Consider the following 23,950-nt stretch of genomic DNA (forward strand, 5'->3'; position numbering starts at 1 on the left):
ATGGAGCTTGTCGTGCTGGGCCGGAACGGCTGGGAAGTGACGGGAAGCGAAGAAGAGATTGAGCCGTGTCATACGGCACTGTTCCAACTGGGAAAAGTAGTGAATACGGAGTACCCTAATGTGAAGTGTCGCAGTATCGATCTCGACGTGGATACGGATTGTGAAAGTCTTTTGGCAGAAATATACACGGAAACAGCTACTTACCAGGTTGCCTATCGTGGAAATGAACGGTATGTGGAGGAATTCGGCCGTTGCGCAGTTGAGGAGCCTGTTCAGCCACTGGAGCTGCAAGAAGACGGGTTGTATCTCATTACCGGCGGAACTGGCGGAATTGGACTGGAGATTGCCAAGCATCTGGCATCCCGAAGTAAAATCTGCCTGGGCTTAATCAGTAGAAGCGGACTTCCCCCTCGTGAAGTCTGGGAGGAGCTCAAGCAAAGTGACACGGATATGAAAACACGGCGAATCATCGAGAGTGTGGAAGAGATTGAGCAATCAGGCAGCAAAATCATGGTCTGCTCGTGCGATATAGCCGACGAGCAGCAGGTAGCAGTTACTTTGAAACAGCTACGTGAGGAATACGGCGAGGTCAAAGGAATCATTCATGCGGCAGGAGTAGCAGGCAGCGGTTTTCTGTTTACGAAAACATGGTCCGACTTTACGAAGGTGACCAAGCCGAAAATCGAGGGTAGCTATTTGCTGTACAACTTGCTGGAGGAGCGCCCTGACTTCTTCGTTCTGTTTTCCTCCGTGGCGACCGTGGAGGGCAGCCCGGGACAGAGCGATTATGTTGCCGCGAATGGGTATCTGGACGGCTTCGCCACTTACCTGCGCAAGCGAGGTATTCGTGCCACGACAATCAATTGGACCGCGTGGGAAGAAACAGGCATGGCGGCGGACTATGGCGTGACAGACGGCAACGGACTGTTCAAGCCGCTGAAAACGGCTCAGGCCATTCAGGCATTTACCAACCTACCCGAACATCCACGGGTAATCATCGCGGATATACGCTTTGAGGAGATAGATGAATCACTAGCCAAACGTTTCCCGGTGCATATGGCACCTGGCATGGTCCGGAAAGTTACCAATCGAGCAGCACCGTCTGCCGCTGGGGATGCTCTTTCTATTGACATTTCCATTGTCGGAAAAAATCAAGATGAACTCACAGACACCGAGAAAAAATTGGCACACGTCTGGGCTAACACATTTGGGTTAACAGAAATTGATCTGCAGAAAAGCTTCTACGAAGTCGGTGGAGACTCTATTATCGCTACGCAAATGGCGAATCTCTTAAATACGCATCTGAATAAGCCTATCTCTATCGCTGAAATTTTTGAATTTCCAACGATCCCTGAGCTTTCGGCTTATTTGGACCAATCTTTGCTACCATCGCAAGCGACACCTGTGAAGCCATCCGCAACAACTGAGCAAAGCAATGGGCATGACCTCTCCAAAGCACAGTATCGGATTTGGTTTTTGCAAAACTATGATCGACAAACGACCGCCTATCATTTACCAGTCATCAAACACGTGAAGATGGCGGTTGACCTGGATGTGTTGCAGCAAGCCCTAGACGTCTTGACGAAGCGCCACGCCTCGTTGCGTACCGTCTTCAAAAATGTCGATGGTATTCCGAAACAATTCGTTTTACCTGATTGGAAAAATGTCATTCATTACAGAGATTATCAACAGGAACCTCTTCGAGAAGAGCTGTCAGCCAAACGACTGGATGAGCAGAATGCCACTCCATTTGATTTTGAGCAACCATTGTTCAGGATGGAATTGCATCGTTTGTCTGCTGTTGAACATCGTATTTGTGTAAATATGCATCACATCATTTCGGATGGCTGGAGTGTCGGTTTATTTTTCCAGGAATTGATGGAGCTGTATGAGCAAATCAGTTCGAAGCGAGCAATCCAGTTACCAGCCGTTCCTTTACAGTATGCAAACTGGGTGGAGCAGGAGAGAAGATGGCTTGATTCTGAGGAATTCCAGCACATGGAGAACTATTGGATGAACGAGCTCGCTAAGCCGCTTCCGGTACTCAACTTACCAACCGATTTCGAACGCCCTTATTCTCTCGTCTACGACGGCAGTTACATCAAATTCATGGTATCGAAAGAGAAAACCGAACAATTACGTTTGCTTGCGAGAAATCGATCCACCACTTTGTATATGACAGTCTTGGCTGTCTATTTTCTTTTCCTGCACAAAATTAGCCAAGAAGACGACATCATTGTCGGGTTCCCAGTTTCCGGCAGGGAAAAACAGGAGTGGGAGAACGTCATCGGTTTATTTATGAACATGGTTTGCATTCGGGTCGATTTTGGTGGACTTTCCCGTTTTGACGAGGTTCTAGAGGCCATCAAACACAAATGTGTGCGAGCTTATGCTAATGGCCGATATCCGTTCAATACCCTCGTCGAGAAGCTGAACCCGGATAGAGATCAGAGCAGAACGCCTGTTTTCTCCACGATTTTCCAGCTATACGATAACGTCCCGCAAGATAATGACCGCATCAGTCTCTATGATCTGAGCTGCATTTGCAAAATGGAACAGGAGCAAATGGAAGTAAGGATGGAATACAAGACGACGCTGTTTGCAGAAGGAACTATCAAGAAATATGTTGACTATTTTTCATTTTTAATTGATCAGGTCATTGATAATCCGGAAGCCTTGCTTAGCCGCTATGAGTTATTGGATGCCGAGCACAAGGCAAACATGTTCGGAATGTTCAATCCGCCCTCTGTCGTCATGGATGCCCCGAACCAGGTACATCGGTTATTTGAGGCGCAAGTGAAGAAAAATCCCGATCAGATCGCAGTGGTTTTTGAGGGAAGGAGTCTTACCTACAAACAAATAAATGAGCAATCCAACCAATTGGCCGCGTTCCTTACGCAAATCATCGGGCAGGAGCAGCGGGAACCAATCGGCGTCTATTTGCCAAGAGGCATCGAGATAGTCATCGCGCTTTTGGGGATACTTAAGTCCGGTCGTCCGTATATACCGTTGGATGTTGATTTTCCAAACGAACGCATTGCTTATATGATCCGTCATAGCCAACTGAAAACGGTTTTGTCGGAAAAAGGCTTCATTCCAATACTTGAGGAAATCGCAGGGACTCATCTGGAGATGATTGTGGATGTATCGGGGGATGACTTATTGGCAGAAACGACTGGTCATCTTCGGTACTATGGCAATTCACATATCCATAAGCAATCGACGGATACTGTTGATGGACCGGAATCTGAGTTAATGTACGTTATTTATACCTCAGGCTCGACTGGAACGCCGAAAGGGGTCATGGTTACCCAGCAAAATGTTATCAATTATCTCTTATGGAGTCAGCAGCAATTCCGTCTGGGACCTGCGCATAATATGATGCTGGTGACTTCTGTCAGTTTTGATATTTCAGTTTTTGAAATGTTTGGCTGCTTGGCGAGTGGAGCAACCTTGCATATTGTGTCACCAGAGCGCTTAAGGGACCCCGCTTTGTTATTTTCCTATCTAGCGGAAAATCGGATTAATGTCTGGCATTCTGTTCCTACTTTGATCAGTCAATTCATGCTTGGTCTTGCTCAACAGGATGGGCAACAATTGGCTTGCTTGCAACAGTTTGAAACTATTCTGATCGGCGGAGAAGCCTGGAGTCCCATGCTAGCCAAAGAGATTCGAAGCTATTTCCCCAACGCTAAACTGTACAACATGTATGGGCCGACGGAAGCAACCATATGGGCTACGTGTTACGAAGTGGAAAGTGAGTTGAAGGGAAAATCGATTGTCCCGCTTGGTCAGCCAATTCTGAACAATCAAATTTGTATTTTGGACAAAGATGGAAATTTGTGCGGAACTGGGGTATCGGGTGAAATTTGCATAAGTGGTGCTGGTGTTACCCCAGGGTATTTCCGTGACAGGGAGAAGACCGCACAAGCATTTCGCTCCCATCCCTTTACGGATCAGATCGTTTATCATACTGGAGATCTGGGCAAATATGGGATGGATGGACAGATTGAATATATTTCACGCAACGATGGAATGGTCAAAGTAAGAGGATACCGGATTGAAACGGGGGAAATCGAACATAAAATCGAAGCAATGCCAGGGATCAAGTCCGTTGTCGTTGTAGCTGTCAAAGAAAGTGAATCCAATAAATTGATTTGCTATTATACATCGACCCGAGACATCGGGGTTCCGGAATTTCAAGAATCTTTGCGTCAGTTGCTTCCTTCTTATATGATCCCGGCGAGATTTGTACGCCTGGAGGCGATGCCCGTTACCTCCAATCAAAAAATCGATCGAAAAACGTTGCAGGCTATGACTCTTCCACATGATTCCGTGGAGCAAGGTGAGCTGCATGTGCCTAGAAATGAAGTGGAAAGCTTTTTGCTCCAGATATGGCGAGAGTTGCTGGGCATCGAACAGATCGGGACAAAGCAGAACTTTTTTGATCTCGGAGGAAATTCGCATCTGATCGTTCAATTGCAAGCCAAAATTGAAGAGAAGTATCCGCAGCGAATCAAGGTCATCGATTTGTTCGAGTGCAAAACGATTAGTGCCATGGCGCAGCACATTCAAAAAGTCCAGTCAGATCAAGGAGAGCCAAGAGTGAAGAGGGAAGGGCAATCAGAAGAAATCGGCGATATTTTACAGCTATTGGATGAATTTAGCGAAGGGGAAGCATCGGTAGAAGATATCCTGAAAAAATTAGGAGAGTAAGCTTATGGCAAAAAAAGAAGAGATGTACTCCTATATCCTGAAGCATGTCGGCTCTGGCAAGTTAGATAAAAACATTGCCGCCCACCTCATTCATTATTTGCGACAGGATCAGCAAAAGGAAGTAGAAAAAGATATTGCCATTGTGGGAATCGCGTCTCGGTTAGGCCATGCTGACACTGTTTCCGGGATGGAAAAGCTTCTCCACTTGGGCATAGACTCCATCCAGGATATTCCGGCAAACCGGAGAGAAAATGCCGCCCTTTTCCTCCCGATGCTTCAGGTTGAAAAAGAAAAAGCCCGTTTTGACTGCGTGGGATATTTGTCAGAGATTGATCAATTTGATCCTGGCTTTTTCCAGATATCCCCACGAGAAGCCAGCTTAATGGACCCGAATCAACGCTTGTTTTTGCAATTGGCTTGGGAAGCAATCGAAGAAGCTGGCTACGGAGGTTTGAGGTTAGCAGGAAGCAAGACAGGGGTATTTATTGGCTATAGCACAGATTTTGGCGAAGTGTATAAGAGGGGGATTCAGCTTCTAGCACCGGAAGCTATGGGCATCGCTATTCCTGGCAATATCCAATCCATTATCGCCAGCCGGATTTCTTACCTGTTGGATTTGAAGGGGCCAGCCATCGCCATCGACACGGCGTGCTCTTCCTCTCTCGTCGCGATTCATTTTGCTTGCCGCCAACTTATCGAAGGGTCTTGTGACTTGGCATTGGCAGGGGGGATCAAGCTGAATCTGTTCCCGCTGAAAAGCCACGAGCATGTAAAAATCGGTATTGAATCATCTGACGAAAGAACCAAAACATTCGATGAGAGCTCCAATGGAACCGGAAAAGGCGAGGGAATGGGTGTCGTTCTACTAAAGCCGTTGAAAAAAGCTTTAGAGGACCGGGACCATATACATGCCATCATCAAAGGCAGCGCAATCAACCAGGACGGCAATTCGATCGGCATCACCGCCCCCAATTCGCAAGCGCAGGAGGAAGTCATCTGCCAGGCATGGGAGGATGCTGGAATCGACCCTGAGACCATCACCTATATCGAAGCACATGGAACGGGAACGAGGCTAGGCGATCCGATTGAAATAGAGGGAATTACACGTGCTTTTTCCCGCTATACAAAGAAAAAACAGTTTTGCGCCATCGGTTCCATTAAGACCAATATTGGACATCTCGATCATGCGGCCGGGATTGCCGGTTTAGTAAAAGTCATCTATTCCATGAAAAGCCAAAAGTTGTTCCCTTCTCTCCATTTTAAAAAGCCGAATAAAAATATAGATTTTAGCTCGTCGGCTGTCTATGTGAACGACCAGCTACGAGAGTGGACGCCTTCTGGAGGACCCCGAACGGCTGGCATCAGTTCATTCGGATTAAGCGGGACCAATTGCCACATGGTATTGCAAGAGGCCCCGCCCGCACCTTTTAAGCAAAAAAACGGAGCGTCACTCTATTTGCTACCGTTATCTGCCAAGGAAGAACAGGTGCTAACGAGGCTAGTTGCGGAATATACCGCTTATTTATACCAAAACCGTCAAGTTGATCTAGAGGACCTTTGCTACACGGCGAGCACGGGACGCGGTCATTACAGCCATCGATTGGCGATCATTTTTACAGATCACAACGATCTGATCCGTAAACTGGAGCATCTGAAAAGACACGGCCTTGCATCGGGGGAGCAGGTGTTGTATCAGGTTCATGAAGGGGAGAGTGGCAACGTTACAGCAACGGTTCACGACGCTTCAGATAAAGATTTGTCTTCCTATCTGTCCTTGGGTGAGCTATACGTAGCGGGGGCCGCAATCCAATGGGAGCGTTTATTTGACGGGGCTTCGTGCAACCGATTAAGTTTGCCGGTTTATCCGTTTCAGAAAATTCGTTGCTGGATTAATCAGGAGGATTATGCGGATAACAAGCTACTAAGCTCACCGAAGTCCCAGCATCCATTGCTCACAAGTTTGGGTGAAAATACTTCTGATCAAGTTACTTATGTAGTCGGATTGTCTGTCAAAGATAACTGGGTCCTGAACGAGCACATGGTCGGAAACGAATATGTCTTGCCTGGCACGGCGTACATCGAGATGCTTCTAGAGGTAGGAAAACAACAAGGCGAGTTCACTGTCATCAAGGACCTTGCTTTTTTGCAGCCTTTTTCACTTCAGCAATCTGAGAGTCATGAACTGAAAATCACGATGAAAAAAGAAGGCGACGAAAATCACTTCTCTATCGCTAGCAAGGATCAGACAGATGGCTCCTGGCGCCAGCATGCGGAAGGAAAACTGTGCCGCTCGACGCGTGAGCAAAAGCGCTTAGACCTGTCTGCTCTGCAAAGGACGTTCCATGAGGCTCCCAGCACAACCGATGTAGAATCGAGCGGGGGCTACATTACGACAGGAGCACGCTGGAACAACATGAAGGAGCTGCAAACGGGCGAGACGGAATGTCTAGTTTCCATTCAACTCGCAGATTCCTATCGCGAAGAAACGGCTCATTTCCACTATCATCCGGCCATGCTGGACAATGCCGCCAATATTGCGATACGGAGCATCGATGCTCATTTGTATCTGCCTTTTTACTATCAGGAGATTCGGGTCTATGCCCCTATACCACCTGACATTTACAGCTATGTGAAAAGGCGAGCACAAGGGGAAGAAAACCAAACAGCAACATTTGACATCGACATATTGAATCCCGATGGCGAGGTGCTCGTTGAAATTGAAGGGTATACCATTAAGCAGGTAAATGCCCAGATGACTACAGCGAGCTATTACGAAAAGGATTGGATTTGCAAGGAAGCCCCACCCCCATCCGATGAAAAGCAGCAAGCCGCTTCTGGCGAGACAGTGGCAGTGTTCAGAGGAAAAGGAGAGGTTGCCGAGCGGCTTCGGAAGTGTCTGAACAATGTCTATGAAGACATCGTTGAAGTCTCCTACGGGGATGCAATTGGCCAAGTCAAGGATCGTGAGGACTATCACCGTTTGTGGTCGCAATGGCAGGCGAAAAAAATGAAAAAAGTCATCCATTTCATGAGCATGACGGATACGGAGATTCAGGACATAGGGGGACTCAACGAAGCGGTAGAAAGGGGCTTTTACAGTCTGTATTACTTGCTTGACAGTCTCTTTGTTCATTCTTCTGGTGAAGAGCTGGAAATCATCCTCGTGTGCGATCATGGCAATCGTGTTACGGGGGACGAAACGACCCTCCGTCCTGAACATGGGTGCTTGCTGGGCCTTGGTAAAGTAGGGCGGGAAGAATTCCCCCATGTCCGTATCCGGTTTATCGATATCGATGCATATACCGATCCCAATTTGATCGTCGAAGAGTTTGCTGTAGCAGATGCGCCGTATCAAGTAGCCTACCGCAACAACAAGCGGTATGTGGAACGATTAAAGGAAACGACGCTGGAAGTAACAAGCGAAGTACCCGTTATTAAATCTGGCGGTGTGTATATGATTACAGGCGGGACCGGGGGATTAGGCCTGGAAATCGGCAAGCAGCTCAGCCGTCTAAATCAGGTAAACATCCACCTGATCAGCCGACAAGGATTGGCAGTCCGAGAGATGTGGGAGGACATCGTTACCAACGGAGGAGAGCAAAGACAAATTGAGCAGATCGTTGCAATCCGCGAAATGGAGAGTAACGGCGCGAGTGTTCAGATTCATGCAGCAGATATCAGTCAAGAGAGTCAGATGCGCCAAGTGATCGAAAAAATCCGCTCTGATTCTGGCGCTATCCACGGAGTGATCCATTGTGCGGGAGTGGCAGGAGAAGGACTGCTCGTTCGCAAGCCAGAAAGCCGCATCCGGGAAGTCATGGCGGCCAAAGTGAGAGGCACATGGATATTGGATCAGCTCACAGGAGATGACGACCTTGATTTCTTTGTGATGTTTTCCAGTATGAACACGGTGACAGGCGGAGCTGGACAGAGCGATTATGTGGCGGCAAACAGTTACTTGGACATGTATGCAGCCTCCATGCGCCAACGAGGCAGAAAGTCTCTTACTATCAACTGGCCACTGTGGCAAGACGTTGGAATGGGGAAAGCGTACGAGGTGGACAATCGACATAGTCCGTTCGAGAGCCTTGCGCCAAGACAGGGAGCAACGATTTTTACAGAGCTTTTGCATGCAGACCAAAATCAGGTGATTGTCGGTCAACTGAAACGCCGACTCACCAAGGAAGCCATTGGACAAAGCTTGGGGCATGATTATGTGTTAAGCAACCAGTTAGCGAGCTTTTTACGAACGCAGTTGGAATCTCCGCGAGAGGAAAAAGCGGATCGCCCTGCTCAAAAAGAACATCTACACATCTTGGATAAAGATGAATCTGCCTTGTCCGCCACAGAAAGAGAAGTCGCCATGATTTGGGCACAAGTTCTCGGTGTCAAAGAAATACGCCTTTCTGCCAAATTTAATAGTCTGGGAGGCAATTCTATCCTGGCTGTCTATCTATTCAGGCTCTTGGAAGAAAAATATGGACCGATCTTGAATATCTCAGATGTGTTCACCTATTCGACGATCTCGGAAATGGCGGATTACATAGAGAAAAAGCACCAGCAACTCAATGGCAGCACTGTCAGTGCAGCAACGACACTGGATTTGTTGCAGCGATTAGCCAGTCAAGAAATATCCGTGCACGAAGCACTTGATGCCTACAAAAATAAGGGAGGAGGTGTGTAATGACGGCAGTAGAAAAACTTATTTTTGAACTAGTCGCTACCAAAAAAATGAATCCGACAGATGCAGCAGCGCTATTGGAGCAGTGTCAGAAGCTTGCAGAGCCGATGGTGGACAAAGAAATTGCCATTGTCGGCATGGCAGGCAAATTTCCGAAAGGAGAGGATCTGGCTCACTTTTGGGAGCAACTGAAGCATCAGCAAAATTGCATCGATGAGTTTCCTGATTCACGCGTTCGGGATTGTATCGATGAACGTCTATTGGGGCAAGTGGAAAAAAATCAATGGTTCTTTAAGGGCGGATATCTGGATCGCATTGATCAGTTTGACCCTGCTTTTTTCCAAATCTCTCCTGTCGAAGCAAAATTCATGGACCCGATGCAAAGATTGATGTTGGAAACTTCCTATCAAGCCCTGGAAGACGCAGGATACTATTACAAAGACATCAGCGGAACGAATACAGGTGTATATATCGGTACGGATCATACCTGGGGACAATGGTATCGAGACAATGCGGCGGAAAAAGATCCTTTGTTGCTATCTGGCACGTGGTCAGCCATTCTGTCTAGTCGAATTTCCTATTGGTTTAATTTAAAGGGTCCGAGCCTTGTCATTGATACTTCATGCTCTTCCGGACTGGTTGCCGTCCATGAAGCGTGCCGAGCCATTGTATCGGGCGTTTGCGACATGGCGATCGCAGGTGGGATTCACATTAATTACAGCCCAATCAAAAATCCGATGCTTGGTCTAGTCGAGTCGGAAGATTATCTGATCCGCACATTTGACAAACAGGCGAATGGAACAGTTTGGGGAGAAGGGGTGGGTGCCGTCATCCTCAAGCCTCTTCAGCATGCAATTCGGGATCGAGACCATATCTACGGCGTGATTAAAGGAAGCGCAGTAAACAACGATGGAACATCAGACGGGATCACGGCACCGAATGCTCGTGCGCAGGAAGAAGTCATTTGTCGAGCATGGCAGGAGGCGGGCATCGATGGCGAAGCGATTTCCTACATCGAAGCGCATGGAACTGGAACCCAATTGGGAGATTCGATCGAGATTGATGGTCTTGTCAAAGCTTTTTCCCGCTATACAAAGAAAAAGCAGTTTTGTGCCATTGGAACGGTTAAGACGAACATCGGACATACTGTCGGAGCATCAGGGCTAGCATCCTTGCTAAAAGTGTTGCTGGCTATGCGCCACCGCAAAATTCCGGCGAGCATCAACTTTCTGGAGGCGAATCCTTTTATTGATTTCTTTGCTTCGCCCGTCTATGTGAATGATCGTCTCCGGGATTGGACAACTTCGGGAGGACCGCGAATCGCGGGTATCAGTTCGTTTGGCTTTAGCGGAACCAATTGCCACATGGTAGTAGGGGAGGCTCCAGAAGTTCAGCTATACACGAAAAAGGACGAGCCCTCTCTCTATTTGCTTCCGCTATCTGGAAAAGATGAGCAGGTACTATCCAAGCTGGTGGCAGACTATGTCGCTTATTTATACAGGAACAAGCAAATTGATTTGCAGGACCTGTGCTACACAGCGAGCACGGGACGCGGCCATTACAACCATCGATTGATGATCATCTTCTCAGGTTACGACGATCTGCTCAGCAAGCTGGAATATCTGAAGAGACATGGTCTTGCCTCTAGTGAGCAGGTATTGTACCAGATTCACGAAGTGGTTGTCAGCAGAGGATCATCAGCCGATCATCCGCACAACCTGAAGAAGAAATGGACAGAGCGAGAAAAGCAGGAGTTGTCCTTGCAAGCTAGAGACTTGCTCACTTCTAAGGCTACCCGAGGAAAAGAAATGTCCTTCTATCACTCTTTGGGGGAGCTATATGTTTTGGGAGCGGCTATTGAATGGAAGCAATTATACGACCCGTCCATGTGCAATCGCCTAAGCCTCCCCGTCTATCCGTTTCATAAAACTCGTTGCTGGGTAGAAAGCAGCAATCAAGGATATCGGCAGACCGCTCCACAAGCGTTAGGACACCCACTGCTTCGCGGATATACTTGCGACACTATCGAGCAGACGGTGTATACGACAGCCTTTTCCGTTACAACAGACTGGGTCTTCCACGAGCACATGGTGGGTAGCGAGTATGTCTTGCCCGGCACAGCGTATATCGAGATGCTGCTCGAAGTTGGCAGACAACAAGGCGGTCTCACTGTCATCAAGGACCTCGCCTTTTTGCAGCCCTTTTCGCTTCAGGAAGAGGAGACCCATGAACTGCAAATCACGGTAAAAAAAGAGGGCGACGAAAATCACTTCTATATCGCCAGTAAGGATCAAGCAGATGGCTCCTGGCGCAAGCATGCGGAGGGTAAACTGTGTCGTTCCACGCAGGAGCAAAAACGCGTAGACCTGCTGGCCTTGCAAAGTACGTTTGCTTCCAGCACAACTGACCTGCAGCCGAGCGGAGGCTTTATTACGACAGGACCACACTGGAACAATATCAAAGGGCTTCGAATAGGAGCCACGGAATGTTTGGTTGCGATCCAACTCGCAGATTCCTATCGTGAAGAAACGGCACACTACCTCTATCATCCAGCTATGATGGACAATGCAGTCAATATCGCGATACGCAGCATGGATGACCTTTTGTATCTGCCTTTTTACTATCAGGAGATCCGGGTTCACGCCCCTATTCCTCCTGCTATTTACAGTTATGTAAAAAGGCGCGCGCAGGGAGAAGGAAACCAAACAGCAACTTTTGACATCGATATTTTGAATGCCGATGGAGAGGTACTCGCTGAAATAGTTGGATATACCATCAAGCAGGTAAATGGCCAGATAACGAGGGCGAGCTATTACGAAAAGGATTGGATTCTCCAGGAGGCACCATCTTCATCCCGTGAAAAGCCGCAGACTGTGCTTGAAGAGGCCGTGGCTGTGTTCAAAGGGGAGGGAGAGATTGCCGAGCGACTTCAGGAGCATCTACGCGACATTTATGGAGAACTGAGCGAGATCGCTTACAGCCAAGCCAAGGATCGTGAAGACTATCATTGCTTGTGGCCGCAATGGCAGGCGAAAAAGATTAAGAAAATTATCCATTTGATGAGCATGACGGAAACGGAGATTCAGGATGTTGACGGACTCAGCAAGGCGGAGGAAAGAGGCTTTTCCAGTCTGTATTACTTGCTAGACAGTCTCTTTGCTCATTCTGCTGGTGAAGAGTTAGAAATCATCCTCGTGTGCGATCAGGGCAACCGAGTAACGGGAGACGAGATGCCCCTTCACCCAGAGCATGGATGCTTGCTGGGCCTTGGCAAAGTAGCACGAGAAGAATTTCCTCATGTACGTATCCGGTTCATTGATATCGATGCTTATACCGATCCGAAATTGATTATCGAAGAATTTGCGGTCACAGATGCCCCGTACCAAGTTGCCTATCGCAACAACAAGCGGTACGTGGAGCGATTGAAGGAAACTACCCTGGCAGCCACAGGCGAGAAGCCAGTGATCAATGCAGGCGGCGTATATGTGATTACAGGTGGGACCGGAGGATTGGGTTTGGAAATCGGCAAACAGATCAGCCGTTTGAGTCCTGCGAAAATCCACCTGATCAGTCGGCAAGGATTGCCCGTGCGAGACATGTGGGCAGACATCGTATCTAAGGGGGAAGATCAGAGAAGGATCCAACAGATTGCCTCTATCCACGAGATGGAGAAAAACGGCGCGATCGTGCAGATTCATCCAGCAGATATTAGCCAAGAGGACCAGATGCGTGAAGTGATTGAGAAAATCCGCAAAGAGTCCGGAGCCATCCATGGCGTGATCCATTGTGCTGGGGTAGCAGGGGAAGGATTGCTCGTGCGCAAACCAGAGAGCCGCATCCGGGAAGTTATGGCAGCGAAGGTAAGGGGCACCTGGATATTGGAGCGAATCACACGGCAAGACAATCTCGATTTCTTTGTGATGTTTTCTAGCATGCATACGTTGACAGGCGGTATCGGACAAAGTGATTACGTGGCGGCGAACAGTTACATGGATCTGTATGCAGCCTATATGCGTCAAACAGGGAGACAAGCGCTTACCATCAATTGGCCTCTGTGGCGGGATGTTGGAATGGGTCAAGCGTACGATACAGACAATCAGTACAACCTTTTCGAGAGCATCTCGCCAAGTCAGGGAGCGGCGATCTTCACAGAGCTTTTGGAAGCAGACATTTGCCAGGTCATCGTCGGTCAATTGAAGCCAAAACTCACAAAAGAAACGATTGGACACAGCTTGGCAAAAGATTATGTGCTTGCGGAGAGTATCGAGAAGGCAATCGATCGCGCACTTGGCAGTAGCAGCACACTTGAACACTCGTCTATCCGAGAAACGGCGATCATAAAAGAAGCTGATCATCAGGAGATAACGAAGTGGGATCAGGAAATCGCGCTTATCTTGGCAAAAGTGCTCGGTCTTGAGGAGATCAGCATCTTTGCCAACTTCGAAGATTTGGGCGGAAATTCACTGCTTGCGGTCAGGCTCCAAAAGGAATTGGATGCAGCCTATCCTGGCATGTTTATGATCTCCGATATTTTCTCCTATCCGACCGTACATGATATGGCTACCTATCTTGAGAGAAAACGAGCTACTCCGATAAAACGGAACATGACGATTGAACAAATCATGAATGATTTGGAGCAAGGAAAAATAACAGCGGACGAAGCGGACCAGTTCATCAGAGAGATGAGTGAGCCGGTCTAGGATAAGTGTGGAGGTGTAGATCGTTGGAAGCGTTTTCACTCCCGGTGGAGCCCTTTAATGGAACATGGATAAATTGCGTCAATAACAATTTGATCTCGATCCTGATGAATCACGATAAAAATTTTGAGTATACCCCATGCTTAGCAGAAACAAAGTATCAGTTACATTCGCTGGAAGAAGACGCTAGGGATGAAACGACAGAAAACAAAAGTCAAGCACATGAAGATGGAATGCTGCTGCTAGATGTTGTTCGCGTGTTAGATCTTTCTTCCGTTTTGGATTTCCAAACCTATTCCTTTGCAAAAGAAGAAAGTGGTCATCCCGCCATCAAGGAATTTTTACGAAACGGCTACTATGTTTTTGTGGATTTGGACCGCTTTTATTATCCCTCCGGTGTAGACTCGGAAAAACAGCATATCGTACACCCTGCTTTTCTTTATGGTTACAACGAAGAGACGAAATCATATCTTTTGATCGAGGATTGCATGCAGCCAAGTAAAATGGAGAAATACATGCTTCCCTACGATTGTTTTGATCGGGCCTTTGCATCTGCACAGGCCCCGTCTCTCTTGGCGGCGCGAATCAAAGAGCAAGAAGAGCAACAATTTTTTTCCAGATGTACAAAAGAGCTGATAAAAGGGAATCTCCATTCTCTCCTTCTGGAAGAACGCACCCAAATCAAGGGGATACATTCGGAAAATTCACCAATTTATACAGCGTATGGACTTTCAGTCATCCAGCGATTTGCAGATAGCATCGAGCAAAGATTGCTAGGGATATCCCTTCCGAATTTTCAGCGTAAGGCCGTGGCGATCAAAAATCCGTATTTCTTTCGGAAATCTACCATTCATTTGCCTCTGATTCTGTATAAAAATAACTGGGTGAATGAGACTGCATTCGACCAGTTGACCAGCGAATATAAAAAACTGTGTCATGATTGGGAACTATATGGAAACACGCTCATTAAACTATATTACAAGTTCAGTTACAGCAGGGGCGCCAACCAATCACACCAGAGCGAAATGGAGTCGTTACGAGAACTACTTATGGGCATGTGCGAAAAAGAAAAAAGGGTGACTTCCTTCACGCTTGAACTGTTGACATAATCCGTAGTAACAAGTAGCGATATGGTAAAATTTGATAAAAATGAAAAAACGTGAAGGGTAAATCTTTCTTAGAACCGAATGAGTCAAGAGCAGGAACATACGACAAATGAAAAGGATGAATGCTTTGGCCCAAAAGAGTCAGATTTCCATAGGGATTATTGGAGCGGGTTGGATCGCAGAATACGCACATCTCCCCAGCTTTATGTCGATGGATAACGTGTCAGTTCAAGCGATTTACGATACAGATGCAACTCGCGCTGGCCGTTTGGCGAAACAAACAGGCGCAATGGCGTATTCCAGTCTTAGTGAGATCGGACAAGTTCCTTTGGATGCGGTGATTTTATGTACCCCCAATCATACTCATTTCGAATTGACGAAATTCTTCTTGGATAGGGGAATCCATGTCTTATGTGAAAAGCCGATGACGACGACAGCAGAAGACGCTGTAGCTCTGCGCCACATTGCGCAGGGAACCGGAACTGTTTTGTTGATGGGGTTCGTGAATCGTTACCGTGATGATATTCAGGAGTTGCGGTCAAGAATCCGGTCTGGACAGATCGGCAAGATTCAAATCTGTGAAGTCAGTTGGCGTCGAAAGAAAGGAATACCCCGTCCGGGTAGCTGGTTTACCCAAAAACAACTTTCCGGAGGCGGAGTCCTCATTGATCTGGGCAGCCATATGATTGACCAGTTGCTTTATTTGACAGAAGCCGATGAGCCAGTTGCTTGCCTGGCCAGTATTTATTCTCGCCCTGTTTCCACTCAGGAGGGGTATAGCAATTGGCTGGGCAGCTTTGAATCAGAAAGGGTTGAGGTGGAAGATACTGCAGTAGGCATGATTCAGTTTGCCAACGGCGTGCTCGGCAAGCTTCATGTAAGTTGGCAAGATGATGTGGACGGGGATTTTGTGGAGATTCATCTGAAAGGCGAGCGCGGAAGCCTGACGTTACGCACCCTGTTCGGCTTTAGCGATCAGGGATTGTACAAGCAGCCCCATCTGTTGTTCACTCAAGCTGGTCAAGAAGCGCAGTATATACCTTTCCCTACGAAACCAGATCCGCTCCTTGCTTTTAAGCGCCAGGCTGATCATCTTGTGGCGTGTATCAGAGAAAAAAGTCAACCAGGCATCTCGGTAAGGGACGGGGAAAAAGTCGTTCAGCTGATCCAGCTTCTCTATCAATCTGCTCGTAAAGGACTTGTTGTCACATGAGAGAATGCCTCGTTACGATTGATCTTGGAGGCTCCACAGTAAGGATGGCTCTCGTTGATCTCGAGAGTGCAACGATGATGGAATCCATAAGGATCGATTTGGAGAAGGACACGGGTCCGCGTCAAGCGATTTCGCAAATGGCTGGTGTCATCAGCAATTGGGAAGAGCTGGCGCAAAGAGAAATCCGCGGTATTGTAGCTGGACTCGCTGCGTTGCATGATGCCTCAGGAACGATTGTCACCTGGCCGAATCGTCCCGAATGGAATGGCTTTGCTTTTCGTGATACGTTCGCAGCCTTAGTGGGCAAGCCTATCGTGCTGTTTGATGATGCCAATCTTGGAGCCTTGGGAGAATACGCATTTGGACTCGATCACTCGGTTCAACAACTTCTGTATGTAGTAGTTGGCACCGGGATCGGCAGCTCGCTGGTCTTACAGGGAAATTTGTATACGGGGGCAAGAGGAGCAAGCGGCGAGTTGGGCCATATAACGGTTGATCCTTGGGGAGAGCGCTGTCCTTGCGGAGGTATCGGTTGCTTGCAAATGTACGCATCTGGCAGGGCGATGGAACGAATAGCTCAATCCAAAGGACTGTCTATTACGAGAGCGAGCGAAGTGTTTCATTTAGCCTCTCAAGGAAATGAAACTGCCCAGTGGATTGTAACCGATTCCCTTCGAATGTTGGCTATTGGTATTGCAAATGCTATACGTCTCTTTGATCCTGAAGTGGTGGTCGTGGGAGGAGGCATGGCGAGCAGATTCCCTGACCATTATCGATCCCTTGAGAAACACATTCAAGATTTCCTGGGGACTCTGCCGCAACGGAATGTCAGCGTAAAACTTTCCGCCCTGGGAGAGGATGCGGCGCTTTGGGGCGGTATTGCTTACGGTTTGCAAATGTTTGGAAAAATCAAAGAATTGGAAGGTGTTCGCAAATGAGTAACCTGACAGAAAGATTCCCAAGCTGGCCGATGGCGAATGAAAGCGAAGAAAAAGAATTGTTGGAAGCCTTACGCAGTCATCAGTGGTGGCGCATGTCTGGCACTAAAGTAAAAGAATTTGAACGAGTGTTCGCCGAGATGCATCAAACGAAGCATGCTTTGGCCGTTACAAACGGTACACACGCGATTCAGCTGGTTATGTCGAGCTTGGGAGTAAAACCGGGGGATGAAGTGATTGTTCCCGCCTTTACCTTTATCTCGACCGCATTGCCTGTAATGAGCCTTGGGGCGATTCCTGTTCCTGTGGACGTCGATCCCGGTACTTTCTGCCTCGATCCCGTAAAAGTTCGGGAAGCTGTGACTAGTCGTACAGTAGGGATGATTCCGGTGCATATGGCAGGACATATGTGCGATATGGACCTACTCCAGCAGATTGCTGATGAGTTTCACCTGTTTATTATCGAAGACGCTTGCCATGCACACGGTGGAGAATGGAAGGGGAAACGAGCAGGTAGCATAGGAGATGCTGGGGTTTTCAGTTTCCAGCAGTTTAAATTGATGACGGCAGGGGAAGGCGGCGCGCTGACCACCAAATCACAGGATCTGTATGAACAGGCTTTTCTATATCACAATGTCGGCCGACCTTTTGGAGATAAGAAATATCAACACCTTGTCGAAGGCTCCAATTATCGGCTTTCAGAGTTCCAAGCAGCTGTCTTGTTGCCGCAAACCTCCCGTCTCACTGAACAAAACGAGCTTCGCGAGCGCAATGCTCACATTCTTGATGAGGAAATGAAAAAGATCGAAGGAATCATTCCACAAAGCCGTCAAGAAGAGTGCACGATCCATACGCACTACATGTACATGTTCTACTACAATCCTTTAAAATTCGGCGGGATCCAGAGAGAGCGGTTTGTTGAAATGCTGAACGAGCAAGGCATTCCAGCCTTTATTGCATATACACAGATTCACGATACGCCAATCTTCAAAGAATTCGTCGCCAGTCTGGGGGATACCTATACTTTCCCTAATCAGTTGAACTGCCCTGTTTCTAAAAAAGTAGCGGAAGAAGTGATCTGGATTCATCATCGCGCACTGTTGGGTGATGCAGAAGCAGTAAAAGGTATCGCCCAAACTGTTAAGGAACTGCAAGCCGGCGCAGAAGCAAAGATATCATAGCAGTTGCATTTGCATGCTGGGCCTGATGGATTGACGATAGCTGATGTGTTGGGAGAACGGGTGCCGGAGCTAATGACTCTGGACCCGTTCCTTCTTTATCCAGCTCCAAAAGGAGGAAATGCGGACGATGAACGGAACCACCCAGACAAAGCTTGACGATGTCGAAGAAAAACTAAAAGCGATTTGGATAGATGTTCTCCAACTAAATGACGTAGGCATTCAGGACAATTTTTTCGAAGTGGGTGGACACTCACTAAAAGCGTTGGAGCTTGAGGTCCGAATTGGTGTCGAATTTGATATCGAAATCTCTTTGGAAAATATCTTTAGCTACCTTACGATCAAGGAGCTGGCTGAATATATCCGCACCTCACAGGAAAACAAGTTTGCCTTAATAAAACCTGTCCCGGACAGACCCTTTTACCCTGTTTCCTGGATACAAAAAAAGATGTACTTAGCTTACTTCGACGGACTTGAGAATGCCGTTCTCGATTTTCGAAAAGTAGCGTATGAAATTGATCCTTATGTGCTTGAGAGGGCTTTTCAATACATAATCAAACGGCATAAATTGCTGCGTACCACGGTTGGGATCAAGGATGATGCCATCGTTCAGTTTGTTCACGATGAATCAGAATCGGATACGTTTCGCCTTTTCTACTGGGAGGCTCCTGGGGAAAAAGAGTTGCAGGAGGAGTTTATTCAAAAGTGCGTGGCAGAAATCAATCAGCCTTACACACTTGACCAGCTTCCACTCTTTCGCGTTGGTCTTGTTCGTCTGCCCGGGGAAGGGAGTTTATTGATTCTTCATTTTCATCATATTATTTTTGATGCGTTTTCCCTGAAACTGGTGTATCACGAGTTGGATTGCATCAGCCAAGGAAGGTTGTTGCCTCAGCTCCATCTGCAATATGCCGATTACTGCGTATGGCAAACCGAACTCGAGCACACGGAAGCCTACGAAGAAAAGAAAGCTTTCTGGCTGGATATGTTTGCCGACGATCTGCCAGTTTTGAATCTCCCGCTAGACCGTCCCCGTAGCAATGGTCTGATAGCTACCTATGGAAACAAAAACTTCTTCCTAGATGAATCGACTGCAAAGGCTATTCAGAACGTCGCCAAACAGTATCAAGCCACGCCAAGTATTTTTTTGACAGCAATCTATGGGCTCCTTCTTTCCAAATACACCGCTCAAAGTGACATCACTATGGGCATTCTATCGTCGCGCAGATACAGCGGACTCGAGAACAGTATCGGTGTGTTTATTCGAACTGTTCCGATTCGCTTCCAAATTACGTCGGAACAAACACTGCCTGAATATTTACAGCAGGTGAAGAAAATCTGGATCAGCGCCCTTGAACATCAGGAATGCGACATCGATGAAATGGAAGAAATCATTTGCCGACAGCATCTTCTCTCCAAGACGGATCATCCCTTGTACCGTGTCTCGATGAACATCCATACCGAAATGGACTCGGTCACGGAATCCATCATTGGAGGGGAGGGAGATACGTTGCAGAGTGGAAACAGGCAAGATATTGCCTGCGGAGTTTACTTTCTCGATTCCGGAAGAATCTGCTTAAACATGGAATACAACATGGAATTGTTTGATCCAAGCACAATGCAGCGAATGGGCGAACACTTCATCGGTCTGCTTCAAGCAATCCTGTCGGAACCTGAACGCAGAATAGGGGAGTTTAGCCTGTTGACAGAGGACGAGAAAGACAAAATTTTGCATCACTTCAACAGGAAGATTTCCGATTTTTCCACCGAACAAACACTGCAATCGATCTTCGAACATAAGGTCCAAACATACGCAGACAATATTGCGGTTGTTTGTGCCGATCAATCGCTTACGTATCGGGAGCTGAACAGGAAAACCAACCAACTAGCGAGAGTGCTTGTGGAAAGGGGCGTTGGCCCCGGTGTAACGGTAGGCGTAATGCTGGAGAGGTCTGTTGACATGATGGTAGCCCTTCTGGCGATTTTGAAAGCAGGTGGTGCGTACCTGCCGATTAGCCCGGACTATCCGCATGATCGCGTGCAGTTTATGCTAGAGGACAGCCAGGCCAAGGTTGTGCTTGTCAATCAAGACACTTTGGAAAGCAGCTACCCAAAAGAGAAGATGTACGTAAATGTTCAGAACCCTGCATTGTATGTAGGTGATGATTCCAATCTTGTACCGAGAAGCAGTCCAACTGATCTAGCTTATATTATGTATACATCTGGTTCCACCGGCAATCCAAAAGGAGTCATGATTGAGCATCGTTCAGTAATTAACAGACTAGACTGGATGCATAAGCAGTTTCTCATTACAGAAGATGACTGCTTTTTGCAGAAGACACCTTTTACCTTCGATGTTTCCGTATGGGAACTCTTTGGATGGTATTTTCAAGGGGCGAGTGTTTGCTTTCTGGAGCCGGGCAAGGAGAAAGATCCCGAAGCGATTCTCGCAACGATTGCTCGTGAGCGAATCACGCTGTTGCACTTTGTTCCGTCCATGTTGAGCAGCTTTCTTTCCTACGTAGAGCCTCGCATAGAGCGGGAGTCAGAGCGACTGTCCAGTCTTCGCTTCATGTTTGCGAGTGGAGAAGCCCTACTCCCAAGTGCAGTCAACACATTTAATCGAATCATTCATGAGCGGAGCGGAACAAGGCTCATCAATCTATACGGTCCGACAGAAACCACCGTTGAAGTCTCTTGGTTTGATTGTTCCGAAGGCTATGGGACACAACCACCGCGAACGATCATTCCGATCGGAAAACCCATTGACAATATCCGTCTGTATATTGTGGACAAGGAAGACACCCTCCAGCCGATGGGCATTCCAGGTGAGCTGATGATTTCAGGGGTTGGAGTGGGACGAGGTTATTTGAATCAACCTGAGATCACTGCGCAAAAATTTATCAACGATCCGTGGTATCCAGGTAACAGAATGTATCGAAGCGGAGATTTGGTTCGCTGGATGCCGGACGGAGCTATCGAGTATTTGGGCCGAAAGGATGAGCAGGTCAAAATCAGAGGCGTGCGGATTGAATTGGGCGAAATTGAAAATGTGTTACTCGAATTGCCAGAGATTGAGGCAGCCGTTGCGGCGATATCGATAAGCCAAGCAGAAGAGAAGCTGCTGTGCCTTTATTATGTGTCTTCTGACATGTTGGACTCCGAAGTGCTGAAGAGCTATCTAACCAGTCGACTGCCACGCTTCATGGTACCGGATGCGATTATGGCGATAGAGGAGATTCCCCTAAACTCCAGTGGAAAAGTAAACAGAAAACGGTTGCCTGCCCCCGTTGTTGAAGTGGATCAAGCAACAGATGGGCTGCCTACTAGCGACGTAGAAATAAAGCTGACAAACATATGTCAAAAGGTATTGCGTATCGATCAGCTTGGCATTCGAACAAATCTGTTCTCAGTTGGGGCTAATTCGCTGAAAATCATCTTGATTGCAAGCCAAATTCGCCAAGAGATGAACGTGGACATTCCTGTTAGTCATGTTTACACCCATCCAACAATCGCAGAAATCGCTTCTTACATTCAATTGGAATCTTTGCCTGCCTCGGCTAATGGCGATCATGGCCTCGTTTTAATCAACAAACGATCGACGGAGGCTCCCAATCTCTTTTTGATTCACGACATTAGAGTTAGTATCGACGCTTATTTTGACCTTGTAAACCACCTTGGTGACAGATTCACCTGCTATGGCATTCCAGCAGAAATGAGCAATGGCGAAAGTAGCCAAGATGTCACCATCGAGGTGCTAGCAAAAAAATACCTGGAAAAAATGAAAAAAATCCAAAACGACGGCCCTTACTTTTTAGCTGGTTGGAGTCTAGGTGGCCTATTGGCATTTGAAATCACGAGGCAGCTAGAAGCTGCAGGAGATGAGGTGGAGATGCTTGTTCTCATCGATTCTTCCTCACCGCTGCTGCACCAGCATCTCCAAATTCCAGATGCATCGGTTGTAGACTCATTCAGACAGCAAATTACACAAGTATTGTCTGCTCCTGAACTGAATTCTCAGATGGAGAATGAATCGACGCTATATGGTTTGTATAAAAAGACTGCTCAGTACATGGAAGCGCACAACCTTACGTTTGAAGCATTGGAAATCCTGATGCCCAAAGAAATTCTGCAAGTAATTCCAGCATATGCACAGAGTAGTCAAGTAGACTTTTACCGCTATTTAAATTTGTTCATCGATTTCCAGAATGCCTATGTCCACTATCATCCGCAGCGAAAAGTTTTTGCACAGGCTCATTTGATCAAAGCGAAAGAATCTTCGATAGAAGAAAAGCAATGGAACGCATTTTTTTATAGTCCAGTCAATCTACATGAAATGGAGGGGGATCATTTTTCCATTTTCAGAGATCCTGGCGTTAAAGAGATGGCTTCATTCTTTGAATCGATTGCCCCCAAAAAAGGGTGATACGAAGGAAAAAAGATGATCCTCTAATCCTGATGTCAAAGGAGAGCAACTCAATGATTCAGAAGCTTGCTGGAACTGCCAATAGGAACGGCCAACTACCTGGAGACGTCGAACAGAGGCTGTATGATTGGCAAGTGGATGATTATTGGAGACACATATTGGCAAACCGTGAACAAACATTAAACATGCCATTAGATTGTGTTCGCCCAGCGGTTAAAAGCAATGAGAAAGGTTATGTCGCACAAAAGACAAGCCTCGAGTTAAAGAGAAAGCTGGAGCTTATTGAAGAGAAAGAAGCCGTATCCATGGAAATCATGCTTCTGGCTGCTTTCATACTACTGCTCTCCAAATATTCTGGCCAAGACCAAATCTTCGTAGGGTGGATGTCTGATTCGTTTCAACAATCTGGTGGCCAAGCATCTTGCACCTCTGTAATCGCTGGCCACGTGGATCAGGAAATCACTTGGCGTGAGTATGTAGCCATCATCGAGCAAGTGTGCTTGCAGGCTCTTGCTCCGAAACGTTTCTCATACGAAGAACTAGTGAAAACACTCGATTTGGACCAAGATCCGAGCAGAAATCCACTCTTTGATGTTCTCTTCAAAAAGAAAAATGAAGAGATTGAATGGAAAAAGTATGATTTTTCATTAGAAATCGAAGCAGAAAAAGAGGGCATCTTTGTCAAAGTTCAATATGATACAAACCTCTTTTTCAAAAGCACAATGGAGAGATTGCTTTGCCATTACTTCAATCTGCTGGAGCATCTAGTCCGTGATGCCGACCAATGTCTCGCAGATATGGATATGCTGTCAGCAGATGAACGAGAGCACCTGGTCTATGGCTTGAATCAGACTACCACCGAATATCCATTTGATCAAAGCATTGCACACATGCTGGAGAAACAGGTTGAACAGCGTCCCGAGGAGATCGCTGTCGTGTTTGGTGAACAGCGCCTCACTTACCGTCAACTGCATGCTTCTTCCAATCGCATCGCT

Annotated in this window: 9 protein-coding genes; all 9 read left to right on the plus strand. The window is 47.2% G+C overall.

Translation table 11 applies throughout. The annotated features are described in order from the left end of the window. Positions 1–12: 12 nt before the first annotated feature. Entirely contained in the window at positions 13–4,716 is a 4,704-nt protein-coding gene (locus HP568_RS28900; protein WP_217366836.1) for a non-ribosomal peptide synthetase, read from the plus strand. Positions 4,717–4,720: 4 nt separating this feature from the next. Next, the gene (locus tag HP568_RS28905; RefSeq protein WP_173630891.1) at positions 4,721–9,400 is read left to right on the plus strand and encodes a type I polyketide synthase; all 4,680 of its coding nucleotides are present in this window, start codon (positions 4,721–4,723) and stop codon (positions 9,398–9,400) included. Further along, a complete protein-coding gene (locus HP568_RS28910) occupies positions 9,400–14,097 on the plus strand; it encodes a type I polyketide synthase (protein ID WP_173630892.1) in 4,698 nt (1,565 codons plus the stop codon). The genes HP568_RS28905 and HP568_RS28910 overlap by 1 nt, the downstream gene beginning before the upstream one ends. 23 nt (positions 14,098–14,120) lie before the next feature. After that, on the plus strand, positions 14,121–15,203 hold the full coding sequence (locus HP568_RS28915; RefSeq protein WP_173630893.1) for a hypothetical protein: 1,083 nt from the start codon (positions 14,121–14,123) through the stop codon (positions 15,201–15,203). 115 nt (positions 15,204–15,318) lie between these two features. Further along, entirely contained in the window at positions 15,319–16,413 is a 1,095-nt protein-coding gene (locus tag HP568_RS28920) for a Gfo/Idh/MocA family protein (protein ID WP_217366837.1), read from the plus strand. Further along, positions 16,410–17,351, plus strand: coding sequence for an ROK family protein (locus tag HP568_RS28925; protein ID WP_173630895.1), 942 nt, complete (start codon positions 16,410–16,412; stop codon positions 17,349–17,351). Before HP568_RS28920 ends, HP568_RS28925 begins: the two co-directional genes overlap by 4 nt. Then, entirely contained in the window at positions 17,348–18,532 is a 1,185-nt protein-coding gene (locus tag HP568_RS28930) for a DegT/DnrJ/EryC1/StrS family aminotransferase (RefSeq protein WP_048033087.1), read from the plus strand. The genes HP568_RS28925 and HP568_RS28930 overlap by 4 nt, the downstream gene beginning before the upstream one ends. A 127-nt stretch (positions 18,533–18,659) precedes the next feature. After that, positions 18,660–22,955 (plus strand): non-ribosomal peptide synthetase, encoded by a 4,296-nt coding sequence (locus HP568_RS28935; RefSeq protein WP_173630896.1) that lies wholly within the window; start codon positions 18,660–18,662, stop codon positions 22,953–22,955. Positions 22,956–23,008: 53 nt separating this feature from the next. After that, positions 23,009–23,950, plus strand: a 942-nt coding sequence (locus HP568_RS28940) for a condensation domain-containing protein (protein ID WP_173630897.1), incomplete at its 3' end; no start/stop codon positions are given.

It is taken from the genome of Brevibacillus sp. MS2.2 (assembly GCF_013284345.1).
Lineage (GTDB): Bacteria > Bacillota > Bacilli > Brevibacillales > Brevibacillaceae > Brevibacillus > Brevibacillus brevis_C.